At 50.8% G+C, this 21,623-nt stretch carries 17 protein-coding genes; 5 read left to right on the top strand and 12 right to left on the bottom strand.

Annotation, left to right across the window (positions count from 1 at the left end):
• Nucleotides 1-157: 157 nt before the first annotated feature.
• Nucleotides 158-289, top strand: a complete 132-nt coding sequence (locus Q366_RS22185) for a hypothetical protein (RefSeq protein ID WP_281175497.1) — start codon at nucleotides 158-160, stop codon at nucleotides 287-289.
• 37 nt (nucleotides 290-326) lie between these two features.
• On the opposite strand, the gene Q366_RS20420 is transcribed toward Q366_RS22185, so the two are convergent.
• From Q366_RS20420 to Q366_RS14480, 3 genes are all read right to left on the bottom strand, one after another.
• Complete coding sequence (locus tag Q366_RS20420; RefSeq protein WP_156968185.1) at nucleotides 327-1,310, bottom strand: chorismate transformation FkbO/Hyg5 family protein; 984 nt, start codon at nucleotides 1,308-1,310, stop codon at nucleotides 327-329.
• A 455-nt stretch (nucleotides 1,311-1,765) separates the two neighbouring features.
• Nucleotides 1,766-2,377 carry a hypothetical protein gene (locus Q366_RS14485; RefSeq protein WP_035240254.1) on the bottom strand — a complete coding sequence of 204 codons (612 nt, stop codon included), beginning with the start codon at nucleotides 2,375-2,377 and terminating at the stop codon, nucleotides 1,766-1,768.
• A gap of 164 nt (nucleotides 2,378-2,541) precedes the next feature.
• Nucleotides 2,542-3,948 (bottom strand): Fic family protein, encoded by a 1,407-nt coding sequence (locus tag Q366_RS14480; RefSeq protein ID WP_035240252.1) that lies wholly within the window; start codon nucleotides 3,946-3,948, stop codon nucleotides 2,542-2,544.
• Between the two features lie 168 nt (nucleotides 3,949-4,116).
• On the opposite strand from Q366_RS14480, the gene priA reads away from it, so the two are divergent.
• Nucleotides 4,117-6,546: a primosomal protein N' gene (gene priA, locus Q366_RS14475; RefSeq protein ID WP_051958073.1), complete on the top strand. Its 2,430-nt coding sequence runs from the start codon at nucleotides 4,117-4,119 to the stop codon at nucleotides 6,544-6,546.
• 71 nt (nucleotides 6,547-6,617) lie between these two features.
• On the opposite strand, the gene Q366_RS14470 is transcribed toward priA, so the two are convergent.
• The 6 genes from Q366_RS14470 to Q366_RS14445 form a co-directional block, all read right to left on the bottom strand.
• The gene (locus Q366_RS14470; RefSeq protein ID WP_035240250.1) at nucleotides 6,618-6,848 is read right to left on the bottom strand and encodes a CopG family transcriptional regulator; all 231 of its coding nucleotides are present in this window, start codon (nucleotides 6,846-6,848) and stop codon (nucleotides 6,618-6,620) included.
• Entirely contained in the window at nucleotides 6,823-7,113 is a 291-nt protein-coding gene (locus Q366_RS14465; protein WP_035240248.1) for a BrnT family toxin, read from the bottom strand. Before Q366_RS14465 ends, Q366_RS14470 begins: the two co-directional genes overlap by 26 nt.
• Before the next feature lie 62 nt (nucleotides 7,114-7,175).
• Nucleotides 7,176-10,586 (bottom strand): transglutaminase family protein, encoded by a 3,411-nt coding sequence (locus tag Q366_RS14460; protein ID WP_035240246.1) that lies wholly within the window; start codon nucleotides 10,584-10,586, stop codon nucleotides 7,176-7,178.
• A gap of 38 nt (nucleotides 10,587-10,624) precedes the next feature.
• Nucleotides 10,625-11,608 carry an alpha-E domain-containing protein gene (locus tag Q366_RS14455; protein WP_035240244.1) on the bottom strand — a complete coding sequence of 328 codons (984 nt, stop codon included), beginning with the start codon at nucleotides 11,606-11,608 and terminating at the stop codon, nucleotides 10,625-10,627.
• A gap of 104 nt (nucleotides 11,609-11,712) precedes the next feature.
• Complete coding sequence (locus Q366_RS14450; protein WP_035240243.1) at nucleotides 11,713-13,152, bottom strand: circularly permuted type 2 ATP-grasp protein; 1,440 nt, start codon at nucleotides 13,150-13,152, stop codon at nucleotides 11,713-11,715.
• Between the two features lie 318 nt (nucleotides 13,153-13,470).
• On the bottom strand, nucleotides 13,471-14,595 hold the full coding sequence (locus tag Q366_RS14445) for a substrate-binding domain-containing protein (RefSeq protein WP_035240241.1): 1,125 nt from the start codon (nucleotides 14,593-14,595) through the stop codon (nucleotides 13,471-13,473).
• 224 nt (nucleotides 14,596-14,819) lie between these two features.
• Between Q366_RS14445 and modA the strand changes: the two genes are divergently transcribed.
• From modA to modC, 3 genes are read left to right on the top strand one after another with little or no spacing between them, the layout of a single operon-like run.
• Nucleotides 14,820-15,599, top strand: a complete 780-nt coding sequence (modA, locus tag Q366_RS14440; protein WP_051958072.1) for a molybdate ABC transporter substrate-binding protein — start codon at nucleotides 14,820-14,822, stop codon at nucleotides 15,597-15,599.
• A 6-nt stretch (nucleotides 15,600-15,605) separates the two neighbouring features.
• Entirely contained in the window at nucleotides 15,606-16,304 is a 699-nt protein-coding gene (gene modB, locus Q366_RS14435; RefSeq protein ID WP_035240239.1) for a molybdate ABC transporter permease subunit, read from the top strand.
• Nucleotides 16,304-17,038 (top strand): molybdenum ABC transporter ATP-binding protein, encoded by a 735-nt coding sequence (gene modC / locus Q366_RS14430; protein ID WP_051958071.1) that lies wholly within the window; start codon nucleotides 16,304-16,306, stop codon nucleotides 17,036-17,038. The genes modB and modC overlap by 1 nt, the downstream gene beginning before the upstream one ends.
• Before the next feature lie 431 nt (nucleotides 17,039-17,469).
• Here the strand turns inward: modC and Q366_RS14420 are convergent, their stop codons facing one another.
• The 3 genes from Q366_RS14420 to Q366_RS14410 are packed head-to-tail and all read right to left on the bottom strand — an operon-like array spanning nucleotide 17,470 to nucleotide 21,555.
• The gene (locus Q366_RS14420) at nucleotides 17,470-18,855 is read right to left on the bottom strand and encodes a sensor histidine kinase (RefSeq protein WP_035240235.1); all 1,386 of its coding nucleotides are present in this window, start codon (nucleotides 18,853-18,855) and stop codon (nucleotides 17,470-17,472) included.
• Nucleotides 18,852-19,529, bottom strand: coding sequence for a response regulator transcription factor (locus Q366_RS14415; RefSeq protein ID WP_035240233.1), 678 nt, complete (start codon nucleotides 19,527-19,529; stop codon nucleotides 18,852-18,854). Before Q366_RS14415 ends, Q366_RS14420 begins: the two co-directional genes overlap by 4 nt.
• A 13-nt stretch (nucleotides 19,530-19,542) precedes the next feature.
• Nucleotides 19,543-21,555, bottom strand: a complete 2,013-nt coding sequence (locus Q366_RS14410; RefSeq protein WP_245619975.1) for an LTA synthase family protein — start codon at nucleotides 21,553-21,555, stop codon at nucleotides 19,543-19,545.
• Nucleotides 21,556-21,623 lie beyond the last annotated feature (68 nt).

Genomic DNA, 21,623 nt, shown 5'->3' with positions numbered 1-21,623 from the left:
CTTATAATCAAGGATGATTACAAAACCTTGTTGCCTCACTATCTCGATATGCCCAGTCTTGCAGGTCCTCTTTATATCGCATAACGAACCGTACTTGCCAAGGTGTGGTTTATTAAGCGCTTACGATTATGTTACGATCATATTATAAAGCAGGGCGTTGGAACTGCCTGAAACAGATGGCAAATACGCACAATCCAGTGCCAGCGGCATGACCGGGAAAATGGGAATACGCCCGTTGATCGCCCGGGGAGAGGCCTCTAATTTTTTTGCCGGAAGTGACCCGGGCTGATTTTGACAGATCCGTTCTTCTATCAGAGAGGGAGGTATCATACTTGGCTGGCATACATGCAGCAGATACATTCGATTTCAACCAACAGGTTGCTGCGGCATATATCCGCCTTAACGAATAGTATGGGTATATTTCCAAAAAATTTGCGGCAAATCTCTTTCACTACCGGGTAGTCTGCCTCCTGCTTGATATAGACTGTGGCGTATTGTATGGATTCCCCGATTTTTACGGGTGATGACAGCCTGTGTTTTATGGCGTTTTGCAGCAGCAGGCCGTGAATGTTTTTGATGGTTTGGCGGGTTTGGCCTGCAATATCATTCTCACACACCGTTTTCGCGTCCAGGATGCTGGCCGTACCTGAAACAAATATCATGGCTGACTTTTTTGAGCGCAGGCACATTCCCCGTGAAAACAGAGGGGGTTCAATGCTTTCCAGTTGGGGATATTCATAGGCCGGGACCTGGTGCTCATTTTCCATGGCATGGGCTGAAACAGGGGCGTTGGATTTAAATGCAACCGCAGATGTCCGTACGCAAAGATTGTCACACCCGATTCCCGTGCTGGCCGGGAAAAAAGCAACTGGACGATCAGGATCCGATCGTTCTGTATATATCTTTTTACGGTATTTATTAAAAATTTGATACCGTTCTTTTTGGTTGGCATAGCCGGTGATTTGCGGAATATAATACCAGGCGTGCAAAAGATCGTGAAAATTGAAACCAAAATGTTCCAGGTCGTTGAAAAGTGCCGTTAAAGACCGTTCGGCGGATTTTTCACACGCTGTTTCATCCGTCTCAATTGTTTGCCCGGCGTCAATATCCTGGCTAATAAAGAGCCATTGGCTGCCGGTTTTCAATTCAACGGCCATGCAATTATTGTTATGGGCCTTTCTTGCCGGTATTTCGGTGATATACCAGACCAATGCCGATACGCCATACGCGCCCAAAGGCGGCTGAACAACGATGGTAGCCGGGATTGCAGACAGCTTTTCATGGGCCTTGATCGTATGCCTGAGAGTCATCTTCGCCTCCCTGGACGGCACAAAGCAGGTCATTTTCACAGGCAAGGCAGGTTTTCTCCCATTTGCTTCACAGGAGAGGACAACCTCTGAGGACAAAGTTTCCAACTCTTTGGTTTGAATCAATTTGACGAGGATGGGGTGACCATATCCTTCTAAGAATATCTCTTGCAGCTTCATATTTTGAATAATACCAGAATTTGGATAGCGTCTTTTTTTGACATAAATTTTAAAGAGAATAATTCGGAAATTGCTAGTTTGTCAAGTTGCGTTTTTCTATGATTAAGGGATGCAGACAGTTTTCTTATTTTTTATGGTTATGACCTTTTCATCAATATCCCATTTTTTCAGGATTTTTTCCAAGTTCAGGCGTTTCCAGGCCTTGTGGTAAGTTTCCCTATGTTTTTCCCAGGCCTCCGGGTTCGGGGGTTTACTGAATTGGAAAAACGGCAACTTATCTACCTCCGGCAATGTCGCGATGGTGTGGGTATTATATAAGTTTTAAAGTTAAACATATCATACAGGTCCAGCGCATCCGGCCTGTACCTGGGGGAGAGTATGATGGTGGTTTCAATTGGTGTTCCAAGTTCCTTGTACAACCTGGGAAGAACTTCCCGGCAATAGGCGTTCAAACCGGTGAAGGAATCGCCCAGCCCCGTGCCGAACCCCTGCACAATGGCGATTTTGTATATATCTTTATTCTTTTTTTTGAACGCGTTGATTTGCCTGTCCAGAACATCCGTAAAATCATCAAAGTCTTTGCTGGCGTTACGCCCCAGTTCAATTGGGGCGTTTTCCAGTTGTGGGGCCACGGCGTCAAAATTGACGACATTAACAAAATCCCTTGGCTTCAAATTCGTTATATCCTGCCCCGGGAATTGTTTTTTCATGACTTCCCGGAGAATTTTTTTGATGACTATTTCTTCCCCGGAGGTTAGCAGAAACAGGTCCTTGGCTTTCACGGCCTTTAGATTCTCAGGCACGACAAAGATCCGCTCCTGTTTTTTATATGTATAGCGTATTTTTAAATTCCCGGGGAATTTATCAGGATTCAAATAACCAAATTGCATGACTTGCCTCATAATTTCTACGGACTACATTTAGATTGCTGTTACCCTGCCTGTAAATCAGACTTATGTTTACAGGATTCCCGGACCCCATCCTGTATTATCGACACACTGATATCATTGATTATAAATCTATTCTTGCTTAGGGGTAGATCTATCGTACGGGATTACCCCTCAATCCACCTGCGCTTCCAGGCGTGGTACTCCGAAGGCCGCACGCGGTAGCGCGCAAAGTTGCTTTCACGGACGCTTAGCAGTTCGGCTTCCGCCATGTTTGTAAACCGCTCTCGTTCATGTTCGTTAACATGATTACCTGACCAGACCATTATGTGGTGTCGGGCGCCGGTACGAGTCATCTCCCGGCGGATTATTTCTCCGACCACCGCTTGCAACCCAGCTCGCCATTTCAAACGGAAGGGATCTGGTTGGCCCATGGATTGACGTTGTGCCGCATACTTGGCAGCCGAACGTTCATAGGCCCACACAAACAGATCACGCAAAAGTTCGGTACGCTTGAATTCGTAAACGCCGATCATCCCTTGGACATAGACATTTCTGGGTACGTCCGTAAAAGAAATCGGGGCAAGGTTGCGTCCAACAAGAGGAATGTTTGCCACAAGGCGTGAGACGCGTTTGTTCACATCATCAAACGGTTGCAGGTACGGAAGTTGAACCATTACAAAAAAAGCCTGCTCAAAAGGGTCTTCAATAGCCGCGGCTTTTGCCAGCAGCATTTGGAAGCATTCTTCAATCAATTGCGGTATCGCCACCGGTTGAAATGCCGATCCGCTAATATTCACCGGTATTCGCCGCAGCCTTCCGGGTGCATCTAAATCAGGCAAAAGATCTGTTGACAAAATTGCATGCACGTTGAGAACGGTAATGGGTTCAATATCGACGTCATTAATATTTTCTACCACAAATTCAATCGCGGCTTTGTGGTTCAGGATCATTGCTGTTTCCCGGGCGTCCTTGCCTTCGGCTGCCTGGCCGAAATTTATTAAACGGTCCGTGTCGAGAAGAGAATAGGTGTTTCCTTCAAGGCGGCTTGAATTCCAGGAAAGATCAATGAGGAGGCGATTCAGGATATCCCGGGCATAAGTACCAGCGGGGATGGGGGGCGTCTCCCCCCTGCCTTTGTGGTGCAAATGCCGGCGCTCGGATTCTGTAAGGTAAAACGTGTGGTTGGGAGAATATTCATCAAGAAAAGTGCGATCATAGCCAACGGGTTGCCGGGATGAAAGGGGGCGGGAAACAAGTTTTTGAATATCTCTGCCCGCTTCCGAAAGTGCTACGAGCAGGTCTGTTTTGCGTGCCGGCGGAGATGTCTCTGAGGCAATCGGCTGTGTCATCCCGTCGAGCCCTGTGCCGGGCACAAAATAACGCGCACCGCGCCGTTCTCCCTTTCGAACAAGGTGTCCGGCGTCAACAAGCTTCTTAACCCTGGCTTGAAGTGTTCGGCGTGGAAGACCGGTGCAGATAGCTGCGATGTCGCTGAAAGCTGCTCCATCCGCACGGTGCCTTATTGCGTCTATAATCATTTCAAGTTCAGATGCCGGAATACGTTTTGTCATTTATTGTTTCCCTTCGCCTTATTTTGCGCAAGAATGACTCCCCAAAAGAACATGTTATGCGCAATAAGTCAAGGGTTATGCGCAGTGACAGTTTGTTTATGCGCAGTTAAGAAAAATTGAAAGCACTATATTGACTGGATATTGAAATTCACAAGTTTATCCTGCACAATGCCCCCCATGATTTCCACGGACTACATTGAGGTTGCTGTTACCCTGCCTGTGAACCAGACTTATGTTTACGCAATTCCCGATGCGTTCCGGGCTGATGCCTGTCCCGGCATGCGCGTGCTGGTGCCCTTTGGACGGCGCAGGGTCACCGGCTATATTCTGGCGGCAAAAACGGAAAGCGGTCCATATAAGACCAAAGATGTGCTGGATCTGCTGGATGATTACCCCCTGTTTCCCGAATCTGACATTGCGTTTTTCAAATGGGTGGCAGGCTATTATATTTATCCTTTGGGGGAGACCATTAAAGCGGCAATGCCCGCCGGTCTGGACTGCATGGATGTCTCCCGGGCCTTTGTCACAGTTACGGGGGCCCAGGCCCTTGAAACCGGGGACCTGCCCCATGAAGAGGCCAGGGTCCTGGGCCTGGCCGCTGAAAAGGACGGGATCGCTTTAAAAGCCCTTTCCCGCCGGGATCCTGCCGGCGCGGCAGTCCTGCGCCGGCTTGAAAAAAAAGACCTGGTCCAGGTGGCCGCCGTGCTCCAAAAGGAAACCGCCGGGATTAAAACCGAAAAATTTATCTCCCTGCCCGGGCAGACTCCGGCCCACCAGATCCGGATGTCAGCCAAACGCCAGAAAATCCTTGCCATTGTCCGGGAGGCAGGGGAAATTTCTTTGACAAGCCTTAAGCGTCATGTGCCCACCGCACCCAGTCTGATCAAACCCATGGCCGAAGCCGGGTGGCTGAAGGTGGCCAGCCGCCGGGTGTTCAGAGACCCTTTAGGAGACCCGGTGACACCGGATACCCCGCCTGAACTTACCGGTGAACAGGCTGCCGTTGTCAAAGAGATCCAGGACCGCCGGGATGTGTTCTCTCCCTGTCTGCTGGTGGGCGTGACCGGTTCCGGCAAGACCGAGGTGTACATGCGCCTGGTGGCGGATGCCGTGGAAAAGGGCAGGGGAGCCATTGTCCTGGTGCCGGAAATTGCCCTGATTTCCCAGACCGAACGGCGTTTCAGGGCAAGGTTTGGTGACAAAATTGCCGTGATCCACTCCATGCTGTCCCAGGGCGAGCGCCTGGATCAGTGGCGGAAAATCGGCCTTGGCAAGGTTCATATCGTCATTGGTGCCCGGTCCGCAATTTTTGCGCCGGTCCGGAACATCGGCCTCATCATTGTGGATGAGGAACATGACTATTCCTACAAACAGGAATCGGGCCTGCGCTATAATGCCCGGGACCTTGCCGTGGTCCGGGCAAAAATGCACAACTGTCCTGTGGTGCTGGGCTCTGCCACGCCTTCGGTGCAGTCCTGCCTGAATGTGGTGTCGGAAAAATTTTTTAAACTGGAACTGACCCGGCGGGTGAAGAACCAGAGGTTGCCGGACATCACCCTGGTGGATATGAAAAAGTACCAGGGAACCTGGGGAACAGACAGCATCATTACCCCGGAGCTTGGCCGGGCCATCCGTGCCTGCCTGGAAAAGGGTAACCAGGCCCTGATCTTTTTAAACCGCCGGGGATTTTCCACCTTTCCCGTATGTGCCTCCTGCGGCAAAACCCTGGGCTGTCCCCATTGTGATGTGACCATGACCCTGCATAAGGGCGCAGATCATTATAAGTGCCATTTGTGTGGTCATGTCCTGAATTCCGGCATTCGCTGCCCTGACTGTGGCACCGGAAAAATCAAGAACCTTGGGTTTGGTACGGAAAAGATTGAATCCATGCTCAAAACCCTGTTTCCCGATGCCCGGGTGGCCAGGATGGACCAGGACTCCACGGCGAAAAAGGGCAGCACCCTGGCAATTTTGCGCCAGATCCGCAACCGTACCGTGGATATTATCGTGGGCACCCAGATGCTGGCCAAGGGCCATGATTTCCCGGCCATTACCCTGGTGGGGGTGATCTGTGCGGATTTAAGTTTAAGCCTGCCCGATTTCAGGGCAAGTGAACGCACCTTCCAGCTGCTGGCCCAGGTGGCGGGCCGGGCCGGCAGGGGAGAGGCCCCGGGCCGGGTGATCATGCAGACCTTTAGCCCGGATCACTTCACCATAAAAGCGGCCCGCAACCAGGATTACGTGGAATTTTTCAATCAGGAAACCCCTTTTAGAAAGGCCCTGATGTATCCGCCGTATTCCCGGATGATCCAGCTTAAGATTTCAGGAAAAAATGCAGATAAGACAAGGGACCATGCCCGGCTTGCCGCAGATATCCTTGAACAGCTCAATACCCGGGAACCCAAAGCCCGGATCCTGGGGCCCATTGAAGCGGCCATCCAGAAGATTTCCTCCCGGTACAGGTGGCAGATTCTTATCAAAGGGGTTTCATCGGGCAATTTGAGCAGAATGGTATCGGCCATGGTTCAGGACCCGGCCATTCACAAGGTGAAATCCGTCTCCATTGCCATAGATGTGGATCCCTATTCCCTGCTTTAATCAGGGCCGGGTTCTTCCCCATGCGCATCACCTTCTTGTTTCCTGTATCTTGTCTCTAGTTTCTTATAAAATTATGCCTGATGAGCTGCATATTCATCCAAAAGGCGGCGTATCATCTTTTGGTATTGGGTATTGTGCTTTTTTGCTTCTTTTTTAAAAAAATCTACACTTACTTTGCTAAGTGCAATGGTGACCTTGACGGTTTCGTCTTTTAAAACCAACTCTTCAGGAGAAGGAAGAAAATCAGAAACGATTTTTACCTCTCCCATTGGCTCATCAGTATATTCTATTTTCTGTTTCATAGATCTTTTTACCTTTCCGCCAGTAACCAGCGCCAAATATTCTGATTTTGTTTAAGCGGTATGTAAATCTTACAGTAAGGATTTCTCCGGAAACTTTGCCTAAGCAATAGAATCGTTCCTCTTCCGTGCTATGATTCAAGTCTTTTAAAATGATACGATTGTGGTCTAAAAAAGCCAATTGAGATAGTGCAAATGACACACCGTGTTTCTTTTGGTTGATTTTGTCCTTATTGTCATCCCACTCAAAATTTGAATCATTAATCATGTTGATATGGTAGATCCATTCCTTTTGAATGTCAATATAATGATATGGCTAAATATATGGAATCAAGGCCGGGTTCTTAAGTCCAAGGTGTGTGGAAACCTCGGGTTCAAGGGTTCATGGGGTATCTGCTTCATGGGACCGGGGGTGTGGCCGATATCCCTGAACCGGGAAATTCGCCGGCCTTCTGCTTCCAGGGAATTAATCGGAAAGGTCTCGTAATTCCGGCCCCCCGGATGGGCTGCATGATAGGTGCATCCGCCCACGGATCGCATGCTCCAGGTATCCACCAGATCAAAGACCAGCGGGGTATGCACGCCAATGGTGGGGTGCAGGCAGGACGGGGGCTGCCAGGCCCGGTACCGGATGCCGGCCACAAACCGGGTATTGACATCTGTGGGATGTAAGGGCAGGGGCCGTCCATTGCAAAGCACCTGGTAGCGGACATCTGCCATGCCGCTCACCTTGATCTGGATGCGTTCCAGCGATGAGTCCACATACCTGGCCGTACCGCCGCCGCCGGGCTCTTCACCCAGGACATGCCAGGGTTCAATGGCTGTGCGCAGTTCCATTTCCATACCCGCATGGCAGACTTTTCCGATAAAGGGAAACCGGAACTCAAAGTGGGGATGAAAACACGCAGGCGTCAGGTCATATCCGTCCCGGCCCAGAATATCCAGCACATCGCAGAAATCCTGCCACACATAAAAGGGAAGCATGAACTTGTCGTGCAGGGCCGTGCCCCAACGCACCAGCTTTTCCCGGTATGGTGTTTTCCAGAATTTGAGCATGAATATGCGCAGCAGCAGCTGCTGGGCAAGGCTCATCCGGGCATGGGGCGGCATCTCAAAGGAACGGAACTCCAGCAGCCCCAGCCGCCCGGAGGCAGAGTCCGGGGAGTACAATTTATCAATGCAGAATTCAGCCCGGTGGGTGTTGCCGGTGAGATCCGTGAGCAGGTGGCGGAACAACCGGTCCACCAGCCAGGGCGGACATGGCAGTCCTTTGTCTGATTCAGGACCTGATCCGGGCAGGAAGCAGGATTGACAGGATGCGGTCTGGTTGTCAAGTTCGGCAAAGGCAATGTCCAGTTCATCCAGGGTGTCGTGGCGGGCTTCATCAATTCTCGGGGACTGGCTGGTGGGCCCCATGAACAACCCTGAAAAAAGAAAAGACAGGGATGGATGGTTATTCCAGAACGTTAAAAAACTGCGCAGCAGGTCTGGCCGGGCAAGCCAGGGGCTTTGGCCGGGGCTGGGACCGCCCATGACAATGTGGTTGCCGCCGCCGGTGCCGGAATGCCGGCCGTCCAGCATGAATTTTTCCGTGCCAAGGCCTGACAGTCTTGCCTCTTCGTAAAGATCACAGGTCACTGCCACCATCTGGCCCCAGGTGGCGGCCGGGTGGATGTTCACTTCAATCACCCCGGGATCCGGGGTAATATTGAGAACATTGATCCGGTGGTCAAAGGGCGGGGTGTAGCCTTCAATGACCACGGGAAAGCCTGTGGCCCGGGCAGCCTGTTCCACAGCGGCAATCAGTTCGAAATAATCGGACGCACTGGCCATGGGGGGCATGAACACATACAGCCGTCCGTCCCTGGGCTGGATACACAGTGCTGTACGGATGACCGGTTCGGGGATGCTGGTGGAATACGCCCCAGGGGAGGCGGGACCAAGACGCTGTGATACAACATCATCCCGGGTTTCTGTCTCGGGTTGTCCCGGGATATGAAATTGACTTTCCTTTGCCTCTTCCGTCCGGCGCAACCGTTCCTTGTCCGGATCCGGGGTCAGCGGGTCCGGGAACGGGCCGTGGATGCCCATGGGATCCTCTTCCACCACATGGGGATATTGCCTGGATGATACCCAGGGCAGGCTGTCCAGGGGCAGGCGAAGCCCCATGGGCGAATCTCCCGGAACCAGAAACAAATTGCCGGCGCGCAATTCCCAGACACAGCTTTTCCATGACCCTTTTTTGATGGGCAGCACAAAGCCTGTGACCGCACCGATGCCCTGCTCAAATACCCGGGCCATCCGGGCGCGCTCTTCGGGGTCTTTCAGCCGGGAGTCTTCGGGGGTAACGTTCGCCGGCAGGCGTTGTTCCTTTAACAGCCAGTGGAATACATCTTCATAGGCAGGTATGATGTATGTTTCATCCACGCCCAGGACCCGGGTGATGGTCTGCATCAAGGCGTTTGCCTGGGCCGGGCCAAATCCGTAGTCCAGGGTGTCGTCCGCCAGAAGGGACGGATCCTGCCAAAGGGGCTTGCCGTCCTTTCGCCAGTAACAGCCCAGGGCCCAGCGGGGCAGGGACTCGCCCGGGTACCATTTGCCCTGGCCAATATGCACAAGGCTGCCCGGGGCCCATTTGCCGCGCAGGCGCTGGAGCAGTTCCATGGCCTTGATTTTTTTGGTGGGCCCCACGGCTGCGGTGTTCCATTCATCGGCGTCCATGTCCGTGGCTGACACAAATGTGGGTTCTCCGCCCATGGTCAGGGTGATGTTTTCCTTTTTAATCTCTTCATCCACCCGGAATCCAAGATCATGAATTTTTGTCCAGATCTCCTCGGGATAGGGCTTAGTGGACCGGGGGTCTTCGTGGATGCGTGTAACCTGCATTGTGTGGGAAAACGTGACCTCGCACATTTCAAGTCCCCCTGTGACAGGTGCCGCGCTTTTGGGAAACGGGGTGCAGGCAAGGGGGATATGGCCTTCACCGGCTAAAAGTCCGGATGTGGGGTCGAGCCCCACCCAGCCGGCCCCGGGCAGGAACACCTCCACCCAGGCATGCAGATCCGTGAAATCCTGTTCCGGTCCGGAAGGCCCTTCAAGGGATTTGACATCAGCGGTGAGCTGAATCAGGTATCCGGAGACAAACCGCGCCGCCAGTCCCAGATGACGCAGAATATTGACCAGCAGCCAGGCCGAATCCCTGCAGGAACCGGATTGTTTGGTCAGTGTCTCCTCACAGGACTGGACGTTGGGCTCCATGCGGATGTTATAGCGAATGGCCCTTTGCAGATCCTGGTTCACGCGGACCAGGAAATCAATGGTGTTCTCCTTTTTGCGGCTGATGCGGGAAAGATAGGCAGTAAATTTGCTCCCCACGCGGTTTTTCTGTAAAAAGGGGCCCAGGTCTTTTCTGACTTCCGATGAATAGTTAAATGGATACTCCCGGGCATATTCCTCCAGAAAAAAATCAAAGGGGTTGATGGTGACCATTTCCGCCACAAGATCCACCACGATGGAAAAATGATCGGTTTTTTCATGGAAATTAAGCCTGGACAGATAGTTGGAAAAAGGGTCCTGCTGCCAGTTGATCCAGTGGTCGTCCGGTGAAACGGTCTGATTGTAGCTCAAAATCGGGGTCCGGCAGTGGGGGGCAGGCCGCAGCCGGATGACCTGGGGGCCTAACTGGATTTTGCGGTCATATGTATAATCGGTCTTGTGATACAAGGCCACTTGAATTGCCATGGATAAAAATGCTCCTTAAAGGATAGGTCAGGTAAGTTTTACTGGACTGATACAGACACCTGTTCCGTCAGATTGTCCGGGATTCTGAAAAATGCCTCGCGGATGTCAAGCCCCACCAGGTTAATCTTTGTCTGCAGATCATCAAGGTACTCGTGCATGCCTGCGGAAATCACGTCATCAATATCCGAATAATCCAGGTCCGCACACAGCCGGCCCAGGCTTTTTTCCGCCTGGTTGGACACCGTGCCCCTGGGGGTGCCTGTAATTTTGTGCAGGGCGCATTGGGCACTTGTCAGGCAACAGCGGATGGCTCTTGGGAAGTTGGAGTCAAAAATAAGAAAATTGCAGACCTGTTTGGGAACAATCCGGTGAAATTGTTTTCGATAGGTTTCAAATCCCGAGGTGGATTTAAGCACAGCGCCCCACTGGATCACATCGTAGGGGGAGTTTACATCTTCGGGCTTGGGCAACAGCATAAAGTATTTTACGTCCAGAATCCGGGAGGTCTTATCCGCCCGTTCCAAAAGCTGGCCGAGCAAGGCAAAATGACAGGCCTCCCCCCGGGACATGGTGGTATGCAAAAGACCTGTAAACATGTGGCTGAGCATGGTGATGTCTTTAAAAAAGCGGTGGGGTTCCCTGCTGGCCAGGCGGTTTTGGGCTGCATCCTTGAGCAGAAGATAGGAGCGGTTAATCTGTTCCCACATGACCGATGGAATAATCTCCCTGACGCTTCGGGCGTTTTCCCTGGCAGCGGCCACACAGGAGATAATGGAGTTGCCGTACTCCCTGTCCAGAGCCAGGAACTGGATTACATTCTCCCTGGAATAATCCATCCCGTAGCGTTTTTCAAACACTTCATGGTCGCCTGTGGTCATCACCAGAGGTTGCCATGCCCCGGCCATTCCCGAGGTCATGTCCAGGGAAAGGTTAAGGTTTACATTAATAAAACGGGCTATGTTTTCTGCCCTTTCAATATATCGGGTCATCCAGTAGATGGAATCTGCAACGCGGCTAAGCATGGTATCTCCCTAATTTTTGTCCGAACAGAACTTATCGCCCTTTGGGCGGGTTGTTCAGTTTTAGGTGTTAGGTTTTAGGAAATGGGAATTCCTGTACTTTCAAGTTAATCTGTTCCATTTAGCACCCATGTGTCCTTTGTTCCGCCGCCCTGGGACGAGTTCACCACCAGGGAGCCTTTTCTCAAGGCCACCCGTGTCAGCCCGCCGGGAAGCACATAGATATCCTCGCCGTACAGGATGTAGGGCCGAAGGTCCACATGCCGCCCTTCAAAATGATCCCCGACAATGGTGGGAACCTGGGAAAGACTGATGGTGGGCTGGGCAATATAGGTCCTGGGACTGGCCTTGATCCGCCGGGCAAACTCCTCGCGCTCGGCCTGGTCTGCATGGGGGCCGATCATCATGCCGTATCCGCCGCTTTCATTGGCTGCCTTGACCACAAATTTGTCCAGGTTGTCAAGCACATGGGCCCGGTCCTTGTCATCCCAGCACACATAGGTGGGTACATTGGGCAAAATGGGATCTTCCCCCAGGTAGTATGAAATAATTTTCGGCACATAGGCGTATACGGCCTTGTCGTCAGCCACGCCTGTGCCCGGTGCATTGGCCATGGCCACCCGGCCCTTGAAATAGGCAGACATAATACCCGGAATCCCGAGCATGGAATCGGGCCGGAACACGTTTGGATCGATGAAATCATCATCAATGCGGCGGTAAAGGACGTCAATGGGGCAAAGACCCTTGGTGGTCCGCATATACAGCCGGTCACTGGATACTACGAGGTCCTGGCCCTCCACCAGTTCAATGCCCATCTGCTGGGCAAGGAATGAATGCTCAAAATAGGCGGAATTGTACCGGCCCGGGGTCAGTACGCCGATTTTGGGGTTGGAGGCTGTGGCAGGCAAAAGATGTTCAAGGGTGGCCAGAAGCTTGTGGGGATATTCATCCACGGCCCGGACCCGGGAGCTGACAAAAACTTCGGGAAAGGTGCGTTTCAGGACCTGGCGGTTTTCAAGCACATAGGAAACACCGGACGGGCAGCGCAGATTGTCCTCAAGCACATAAAACTCGCCGCTGGCATCCCGGATCAGGTCCGTGCCCGTGACATGGCACCAGATGCCTTTGGGCGGGGTAAACCCTTCCATCTGCTTGCGGTAAGCGGTGCAGGACATGATCAGGTCTTTGGGAATCACCTTGTCCTTAATGATTTTTTTATCATGATAGATATCTTCAAGAAACAGATTCAGGGCATGGATGCGCTGCTGCAGCCCCTTTTCAATGCGCTGCCACTCCCTGTCCTCAATGATCCTGGGGATAATATCAAAGGGCAGGATTTTTTCCGTTCCTTCCTCGCTGCCATAGACATTAAATGTGTTGCCCAACTGTAGAAGAGAGGTTTCCGCAGACTGCTGCTTGATCAGCAGCGCATCTTCCGGCAGGGATTCAATTTTGTCGATCAGCTTTCTGGCACCATCTCTGACGCTGCCGTCCTTGTGGAAGAGTTCGTCATAGTATTCTGCTGGATTATAATTTGAAAATTTCATGATCAGCTCCAACACTCTTTTTGCCATCTGTTATGGAAATACCGGCGCAGCATTTACGGACCGGGATTTTTATCCTGTTTGTCTGCGCTATGCCAAAGCATAAAACGTGCCCTTTAAAATAATTTTAACAACCGCTTCAAAAACTCATTTAAAAAACAAAGGGTTGTTTATTAAGCAAACGCAAGGAATAAAGATGGTCCAGATACAACCTGAATTGAAACGGATGACATTTTTGTGTTTTTTTGTAAGAAGATAGAATCAAAAACGTAATTATTAGGATCCGAAAAAAAATATTTAAAAGTTAATCAATCGCAGGTGTTACAATTCCGCAACAATTCGGCCGGTGTCCGAGGTGTCATAGCCGGGCAGGCAGGCAAGTTCCTCCCTGAATGCCCGGGTCTGGATAATATCCAGGGCTGTTGCAACACCGGGATGGGTCATCAGGTCCGAAGGGATGACAAGATCGCAGCGGACATGGGAAAGGGGGAGGAAATCCAACCCATAGGTCACAGCCACGGTCCGTAGCCCCAGGGCAACATCGCAGACGTGATGGCATACGGCCTGGGCACCCTGGGCATGGCTGTGGACCAGGTATTCGTATCCCAGGATTGCCGTTGCAGGAATTTTGCCCTCTTTGAGCAGATCATCCAGAAGACTGCGAAGGGCAGCGCCTTCCTCCCGGTTGGCAAGCCGGACATCCCTGCGTGCCAGGTCGGCAACGCCCTTAATCCCCTTGGGGTTGCCGGGGGCCACCAGCAGTCCTTCCTCAAAGGAGGAGAACGCAATCAGGACCCCTGAGATATCTTTCATTTTCTGGGTGACCAGAAATTTGTTTCCGTCACCATCTCCCCGGTTATGCATGTGGGTCCCTGCGATATGGGCCTGGCCCAGGGCCACCCGAGTGACCGCTGTTTGACTGGACGCAAACCTGACATTCAGGCCTGCATGTCCGGGGGTTTCACGGACCCGGTAGCCCAGGATGGAAAAGGCAGGATCACAGCCCAGAAGCAGGGCCGTGGAAGCAACCCGTTCCTCGGACATTAATATTTTAGCCCGGGACTGACACGGTTCGAGCAGGCCGTCCGCAGCCCCCATGTCCTCCATCCTGGCATGGGTGCCCACAAGGGGATAGGCAAAGTGCCGCTCCCGCACCTTGGCGATGTTGACCCGCTGCCCCCAGGCAAATTCCTTGTCCACCAGGACCACGTCCCTGGCCTGGTCCGGGGTCTGGTAAAAGATATCCTCCACCCGGCAGCCCAGTATCTGGGCCATTGCAAGGGCAACGCCGGTATTGGGCAGATAACGACCGGTTTCAATATCGTAAACAGCCTGGCGCTTAATGCCCACAAGACCGGCAAGTTCGGACTGGGTCATTTTTTTTTGTGTACGCAGCTCCTTGAGACGGCAGGAAATGTTTAATGTACTGTCTGATGTTTTGGCCATGGTATGACTCACTTAAGATTGCTTCATAAGATTATTTTAGGCTCACGCACTATACCATAGAATATAAATGAAAAAAATAGAACATTGATGTCGTTAGTAAAATTATATTGACGTGTATGGGATTATTTATTATGAGGGAACTTTACCGGTCCGGTGGCAATTCAACCCAATCCGAACCTGACCGGCTTTGAAAACAAATTGAACATACGTAAAGGATCTAAATTATGAAAATGAAACACACCCGCTGGTCAGTTTTTTTCTGCCTTATTTTTTCAGCCCTTATGTTAAGCCCCCTGGCTTTGGCCCAGGCTGAGTCCATCCGGATTTTTGCCGCAGCGTCCACCACCAATGCCGTGGGCGACATTATCAACGCGTACACGGCTGAAACAGGCAAAGCGGTTGTTCCCTCATTTGCCTCGTCCTCCACCCTGGCCAAGCAGATCGACCAGGGCGCACCTGCGGACATGTACCTGTCCGCAAACCCCAAATGGATGGATTTTATTGAGGGAAAAGACCTGGTGGAACCCGGTACCCGCACCAATTTGCTGGGTAACCGGATCACCCTGATTCAGCCCCTGTCCGGAGAACTGGACATTGAAATTTCCAAGGATATGGATCTGGCCGGGATTCTGGGTGATGACAAGCTGGCCATGGGGGACCCGGATCATGTGCCTGCAGGTATTTATGGCCGCAAGGCCCTTGAGTCCCTGGGGCTTTGGGAGTCCGTCTCTCCCAAGGTTGCCCGGGCTAAGGATGTGCGTGCTGCCCTGGCCCTGGTTGAACGGGCCGAAGCCCCTCTGGGCATTGTCTATGCCACGGACGCAGCCATTTCCAAAAAAATTAAGGTTGTGGCTGTTTTCCCTGAACATACCCATCCGCCCATCATCTATCCGGCCTGCATCATCAAGGGCAAAGCCAATGACGATGCCAAGGCCTTTTTTGAATTCCTTAAAAGCCCGAAAGCGGCAGAAATTTTTAAAACCTATGGGTTTTCCATCAGATAGTCTTTTATGCTGAATCTGACTCCCATTGAAATTGAAGCCCTGAAGCTCAGCCTGTGGGTGGGCTTCTGGGCTGTAACCGGCAGTATTGGTCCAGGTATCTTGGTGGCCTGGCTGCTGGCCCGGAAAAATTTCTGGGGCAAAACCCTGGTGGACGGTCTGATCCATCTGCCCCTGGTGATGCCCCCTGTGGTGACCGGCTATATGTTGCTGCTGGTCATGGGCAAGCAGGGGGTGGTGGGGCACTGGTTATTTGAACATACGGGTTTGTGTTTTGCCTTTAACTGGAAAGGGGCGGCTCTGGCCTCGGCCATAATGGCGTTTCCCTTGCTGGTCCGGGCCATACGGCTCTCCATGGAAAGCGTGGACCATCGCCTGGAACAGGCGGCCCAGACCCTTGGGGCCTCTCCTTTGGACCAGTTTTTCACCGTGACCCTGCCTTTGACCCTGCCCGGTATTCTCACCGGCATTATCCTGGCCTTTGCCAGAAGCTTAAGTGAATTCGGGGCCACCATCACCTTTGTATCCAATATTCCCGGGGAAACCCGGACCTTGCCCCTGGCTCTTTATACCCTGACCCAGATGCCTGATGGTGAGGCAGGTGCCCTGCGGCTGTGCATCATCTGTGCAACGGTTGCCCTGGCTGCCTTGGTGGCCTCGGAAATGATGAGCCGCAGATTGAACCGCACCCTGAAAGGAGACCACTGATGTTTGAAGTCAAGCTAAAGAAAAAACAGGGGGATTTCCTGGTGGATACGGCCTTCAGCACACATACGACCGGGATAACCGCATTGTTCGGGCGGTCCGGTGCCGGAAAAACCTCGGTGATCAATATGATTGCAGGGCTGTCCCGGCCTGACACCGGATTGATTCGCATTCACGATACAATCCTGTTTGATTCCGAAAAACGCATCAACCTGCGTCCTTACAAACGCCGGGTGGGGTATGTGTTCCAGGAGGGCCGGCTTTTTCCCCATTTCAGCGTGAAATCCAATCTGACCTATGGAATGAAACGGATAAAGGGTGCCAGGCGTTATATTGATTTTAACAAAGTGGTGGACCTTCTAGGGATCGGCCACCTTCTGGACCGGCGCCCGGCCACCCTTTCCGGCGGGGAAAAACAGCGGGTCGCCATTGGCCGGGCCCTTCTGGCAAGCCCGAGACTCCTGCTCATGGATGAGCCATTGGCCTCCCTTGATGCGGCCAGAAAAGCCGAAGTGCTTCCTTTTATAAACAAACTGCCCGGGCAGTTTGATATTCCCATTCTCTACGTCAGCCACTCTGTGGATGAAATCCGGAGCCTGGCCGACAACCTGGTCTTCCTTGTGGACGGTTCCACCCGGGCATCAGGGCCTGTGGAAACTGTGGCCATCCGCAAGGATTTCAAGGCGGTTGTGGGCCGGCAGGAACACCTTCCTTTTACGGTGCTGTCCTCTAATTAAACAAATCATTATATGATTTTTTCCGGCTGGCATAACTGTTCGGACTTATTTGATAACCGTTTGCATTTTTGGCATGAATAGGTCAATTTCTGCATGACAGGTTTGCAAACCAGCTTGGCTTCAGTTGCCGATGCACCGCAATTTTTACAGACAAACGCTTTCGATGCACCAGATGATTTGCGCAAATGGTCTTTTTTCTTTTTACACGCCTTACAGGCCCTGAGCTTTTTTCCCATACCGCAGCCCCCTTCCCAAGTGAAATGCTGAATTAATATATTTAAAATAGTACAGATTTCCGGAAGGTCAATTCACAAGCCAAAGGCAAACCCTTTGCCCGGGTGTCCATTGTATCGTCCCATTATTGGAATGGCATTCATGGGGCAATCGTTTTTTTTATAATTGTTCATATTATCTTATCCGCTTATTAACATTTAAGCCGGCAGTTCAACCCTTGTTTGAATCATTTGGTTCGGGGCATTACGGATAGAGATGGTACCGTGATGGAGACTGACAATTTTTCTGGCAATGGCCAGGCCAAGTCCTGATCCTCCCAGGGCCTGGGATCTCGACTTTTCAACACGATAGAACTGCTCAAACAGGCGGGAAAGATCCTGTTCCGGGATTTGAAGACCGGCGTTCAGAATTTCAATGCAGACCGTTGTCCTGGATTGGGCCAGACTGATTTTTATAAGGCCGTTTTCAGGCAGGTTGTACCGGATGGCGTTATCAACAAGATTGACAAAAAGGCGAAATAATTTCTCAGGATCACCTATAATCGGACAGGGGGCGTCAATTTGATTGTGGACATGAATCTGTTTTTCAGCCAGCACATCGCCATAATCATCAAGAACCCTTTTGATCAGTACGGACAGATCTGTTTTTTCTCTGTGTAATATATCCTGCTGTTCCATCCTGGAAAGGTCCAGCAGGTTTTTAACCAGATGGCTCATGCGGCGGCTTGTTTCAAGCTGTTTTATCAGGCTTTCTTCTGCTGATAAAGACAAATTCTCATTGATGAGCATATCCTCCTGGGCCAGCATCAGAAGGGTGATGGGGCTCTTTAATTCGTGGGCCGCATTGCCTATAAATTCCTTTTGGCGGATAAAAGAGTGCTGGATTCTGTCAAACATCTTATTTAATGCCACAGACAACTCATAGAGCTCATCCCGGGTCTTACCCAAAGGAATCCGTTTATCCAGGGATTTTTCGCTGATCTCCCTGGATTGATTTATGATGGCTGAAATCGGCCTTAATATCCTGCCTGCCAGGACATAACTCAAAATAAAAATAACCAGCGCACAAAGAAAAAGACTGACCCCGATATTAATGCCAAGCCGGATCAATTCTTCCTCAAAGTCTTCAATGGGTTTTGCAATACGAATTTCCACAAAACGGCCGTTTATCTCTTGCTGGACGACCATTCCCCTGAACATCACATCATCATTGCGATCCTGTTTCAGCCAGATACCGGATCTTGGGATATGTTTTTCGATCAGGAACCTGGTCTTTCCGGCTGGTGTGGAAAGATCGGTAAATTTTGTCAGCCTTGACCGGTAAATCACTTTTTTTTGATCATCTTTGGCCACAATCCAGTATCCGTCGGGATTATACGGCATACCGTCCGGATCAAACGCGTCTCCTCTATTTGTGTCTTTTGTTATCCTTTTGGCCAGAACAGTGGCCATATGCTGAATTTCTTTGTCGATGAGTTTGAACGGTTCCTGGGTCAGTTCAAAGAAAATAATAGATGAAAAGACCATGGTGGAAAAAAGGGCGGCCCCGGAAATCCAGAGGGTTATTTTTTTGCGGATCTTCATACCTGCTCTTCAATGATAAATCCGATGCCCCGGATGGTTTTAATTACGGGTTCATCCTCGTGTGCCGTAAGCTTCTTCCTAAGATTTTTAATATGGACATCCACGTAATTGGACATGGAAAATGGATCGAACTCCTCCCCCCATATATGCTCGGCAAGATTGAACCGTGAAACGACACTGCCCTTGTTATGCAAAAGAAATTCAAGGATTGAAAACTCTTTGGCGGTTAAATGGATCTGCTCGCCATCCACAAACACGCTTCGTTTGACCGTATCCAGGCGAACTGGCCCCACTTCAAGGATGGGGGTTTTATTTCCTTTTCTTCGCAGCATGGCCCTGATCCGGGCCATGAGTTCTGCCATGGAAAAGGGCTTGGCAAGGTAGTCATCAGCACCGTAATCCAATCCTTTTACCCTGTCCTGAACATCGCTTCGTGCTGTCAGCATAAGTATGGGCATATCCAGCCCGGCTTTTCGGATTTCCTGGAGAACGCTTAAGCCGTCCATGCGGGGCAGCATGATATCCAAAAGGATAAGGTCATAGGGGATATCAAAGACCTTGTCCAGGGCCTGCTCGCCATTTTCAGCGATATCTACCCCATAATGCTTTCTTTGAAGGGTGGTTTTCAACTGGGCTAAAAGCCCTGTATCATCGTCAACAATGAGTATGTTCATCCCAAATTTTCTTTCATTTACGGTGTGATGCTTTTGAGAATAACCTGATATCAGACAAATAACAAATATTGCGTTCACTGGAAGGCAACGCCCACCGGTTCAACTGATGTGTAAATACGTAATCTGCCCCCTGGTAATATGCCATTAAATCGCTGACCCCGGGATAGTCCATGGAAACCTTTTCAAGGACCGGCGCTTCATCATTAAGCAAAACCCGGTTAATCTGTTTCCCTGGAGATAAAAACAGCAACTCATTTTTTTTCAGCAACCCAAGTTTCTGGTAATTGGCGATCAGGGCACGGCCTTTGAATTTGAAATCAGATCCAAGGATATTTTTTCCGAAAAAGTAGCTCTGGTAGGAGATATTTAACAGGGCCAGAAGCGTTGGCGCCAGGTCTATCTGACTGGCCAGGGTATCGATCTCCATCGCCCGGATATGCTTTGGCGAATAGATAAACAGCGGGATATGGTATTTTTCCACAGGCAGGCCGACTTTGCCGGCGCTGGAGGCGCAGTGATCCGCCACAACAATAAATATGGTGTTATCAAACCAGGGCTGTTGTTTTGCCTGGTTCATGAACTGTCCCAGGGCATAATCGGTATATTTCACCCCGCCGAACCGCCCGCTGCCGCCCCGGCCTTCTCCGGGCGCCAGGTCAATTTTGCCTTCAGGGAAAGTGAACGGCTGGTGGTTGCTGGTTGTCATGATATGAAAGAAAAAGGGTTTTCGTGCTGTGTATGCCTGGTTGGCCTCGCGGACGGCCCGGTTGAAGATATCTTCGTCGCACACCCCCCAGGCGTTTTTAAATGTGATTTCTTCGCTGCCCAGGCACGGCTCATCCACAATTCGATAGCCATTTCCCGAAAAAAAGGCGTTCATGTTGTCAAAAAAGCCCCGTCCACCGTAAAAAAAGGCCGTATCATATCCTGAATCTTCGAATACTTTTCCAAGACTGTACATCCGGCTGTTATTCGGGCGTTTGACAATGGATCTTCCCGGCGTGGGGGGGATGGACAGGGTAATGGCCTCCAGCCCCCTGGTGGTGCGGGTGCCCGTAGCATAAAAACGGGTAAAAAGCATTCCCTGTTCAAACCACTTGTCCATGAACGGTGTGATGTTGTTTGCCTGCCCGAACCGGGTCAGAAATTTTGCGCTCAGACTTTCAACGGTTACCAGCATGACATTGAGTTTATTGGCAGCACCTTGTGCCTTGATGTATCTGCCGATGTCATAGTCGTCCTTTTGGGTTTTTTCACCCGCCTTGATGACTTGTTTTTTCAATCGTGCAGACAGATCATGATCGTTTCCGGTCACATAAAACTGCCGGTAATCCAACCGGTTGTTCCGGAATGCGGCAAAGAGCTGGTAGGGCCCGTTGGAAGCCAGTTCATTCACATAGTTGTTGCCGGAAACACACCGCAGGGACTGGCCAATCAGGCAAAAGGACAACAAGGGAAGCATGAGCAGGCCCCCTGCGATGATCACTCTTTTTTTAAAGGATTCTGTTACGCTGAGATTTTTTACAATTGCAGGGCGAATGAAATAAAACACAAAGCCTGTGAGGATGAAAAGAACCGCCAGAATGGTAAAAACCGGATAGGATTGTAAAATATTGTCAGTAACTTCCCGTCTGTATACCAGGTAGTCCACGGAGATAAAATTGAACCGCACACCAAATTCGCTCCAGAAATACCATTCGGCAACCATGCAAAAACCAAGGCCATAAAGAATCAGAAAAACACCGCCCTGGGTCAGATATCTTGCGGTGCCTGAGTGTAACCATCTATTGGGCAGAAAAAGGAAGAAAAGGACAAAGGGAATAGAAAAATAACTGATAAAAGAGACATCATATATTAAGCCCTGGCCGAAAATGTAGAGCCAGGCCGATGAAAAATGATCAATGTGGGGCCAGGCCCGGACCAGCAGCCCCCCACGTATTAAAGCAAAACAGATAATAGAAACTAAAGACAATTGAAGCACGATCATGAATCGTGTTCCGGCAGATTTATTAGTTATACGTGCCATTGAATAATATGCTCCATCAATCGGGGTAAAACAGATCGTAAAATAACATGTGGAAATACCGGCTGATG

Origin of the sequence: Desulfobacter vibrioformis DSM 8776, from assembly GCF_000745975.1 — a bacterium.
Classification (GTDB): Bacteria; Desulfobacterota; Desulfobacteria; order Desulfobacterales; family Desulfobacteraceae; genus Desulfobacter; species Desulfobacter vibrioformis.
This window is presented reverse-complemented; position numbering and strand designations above follow the sequence as displayed.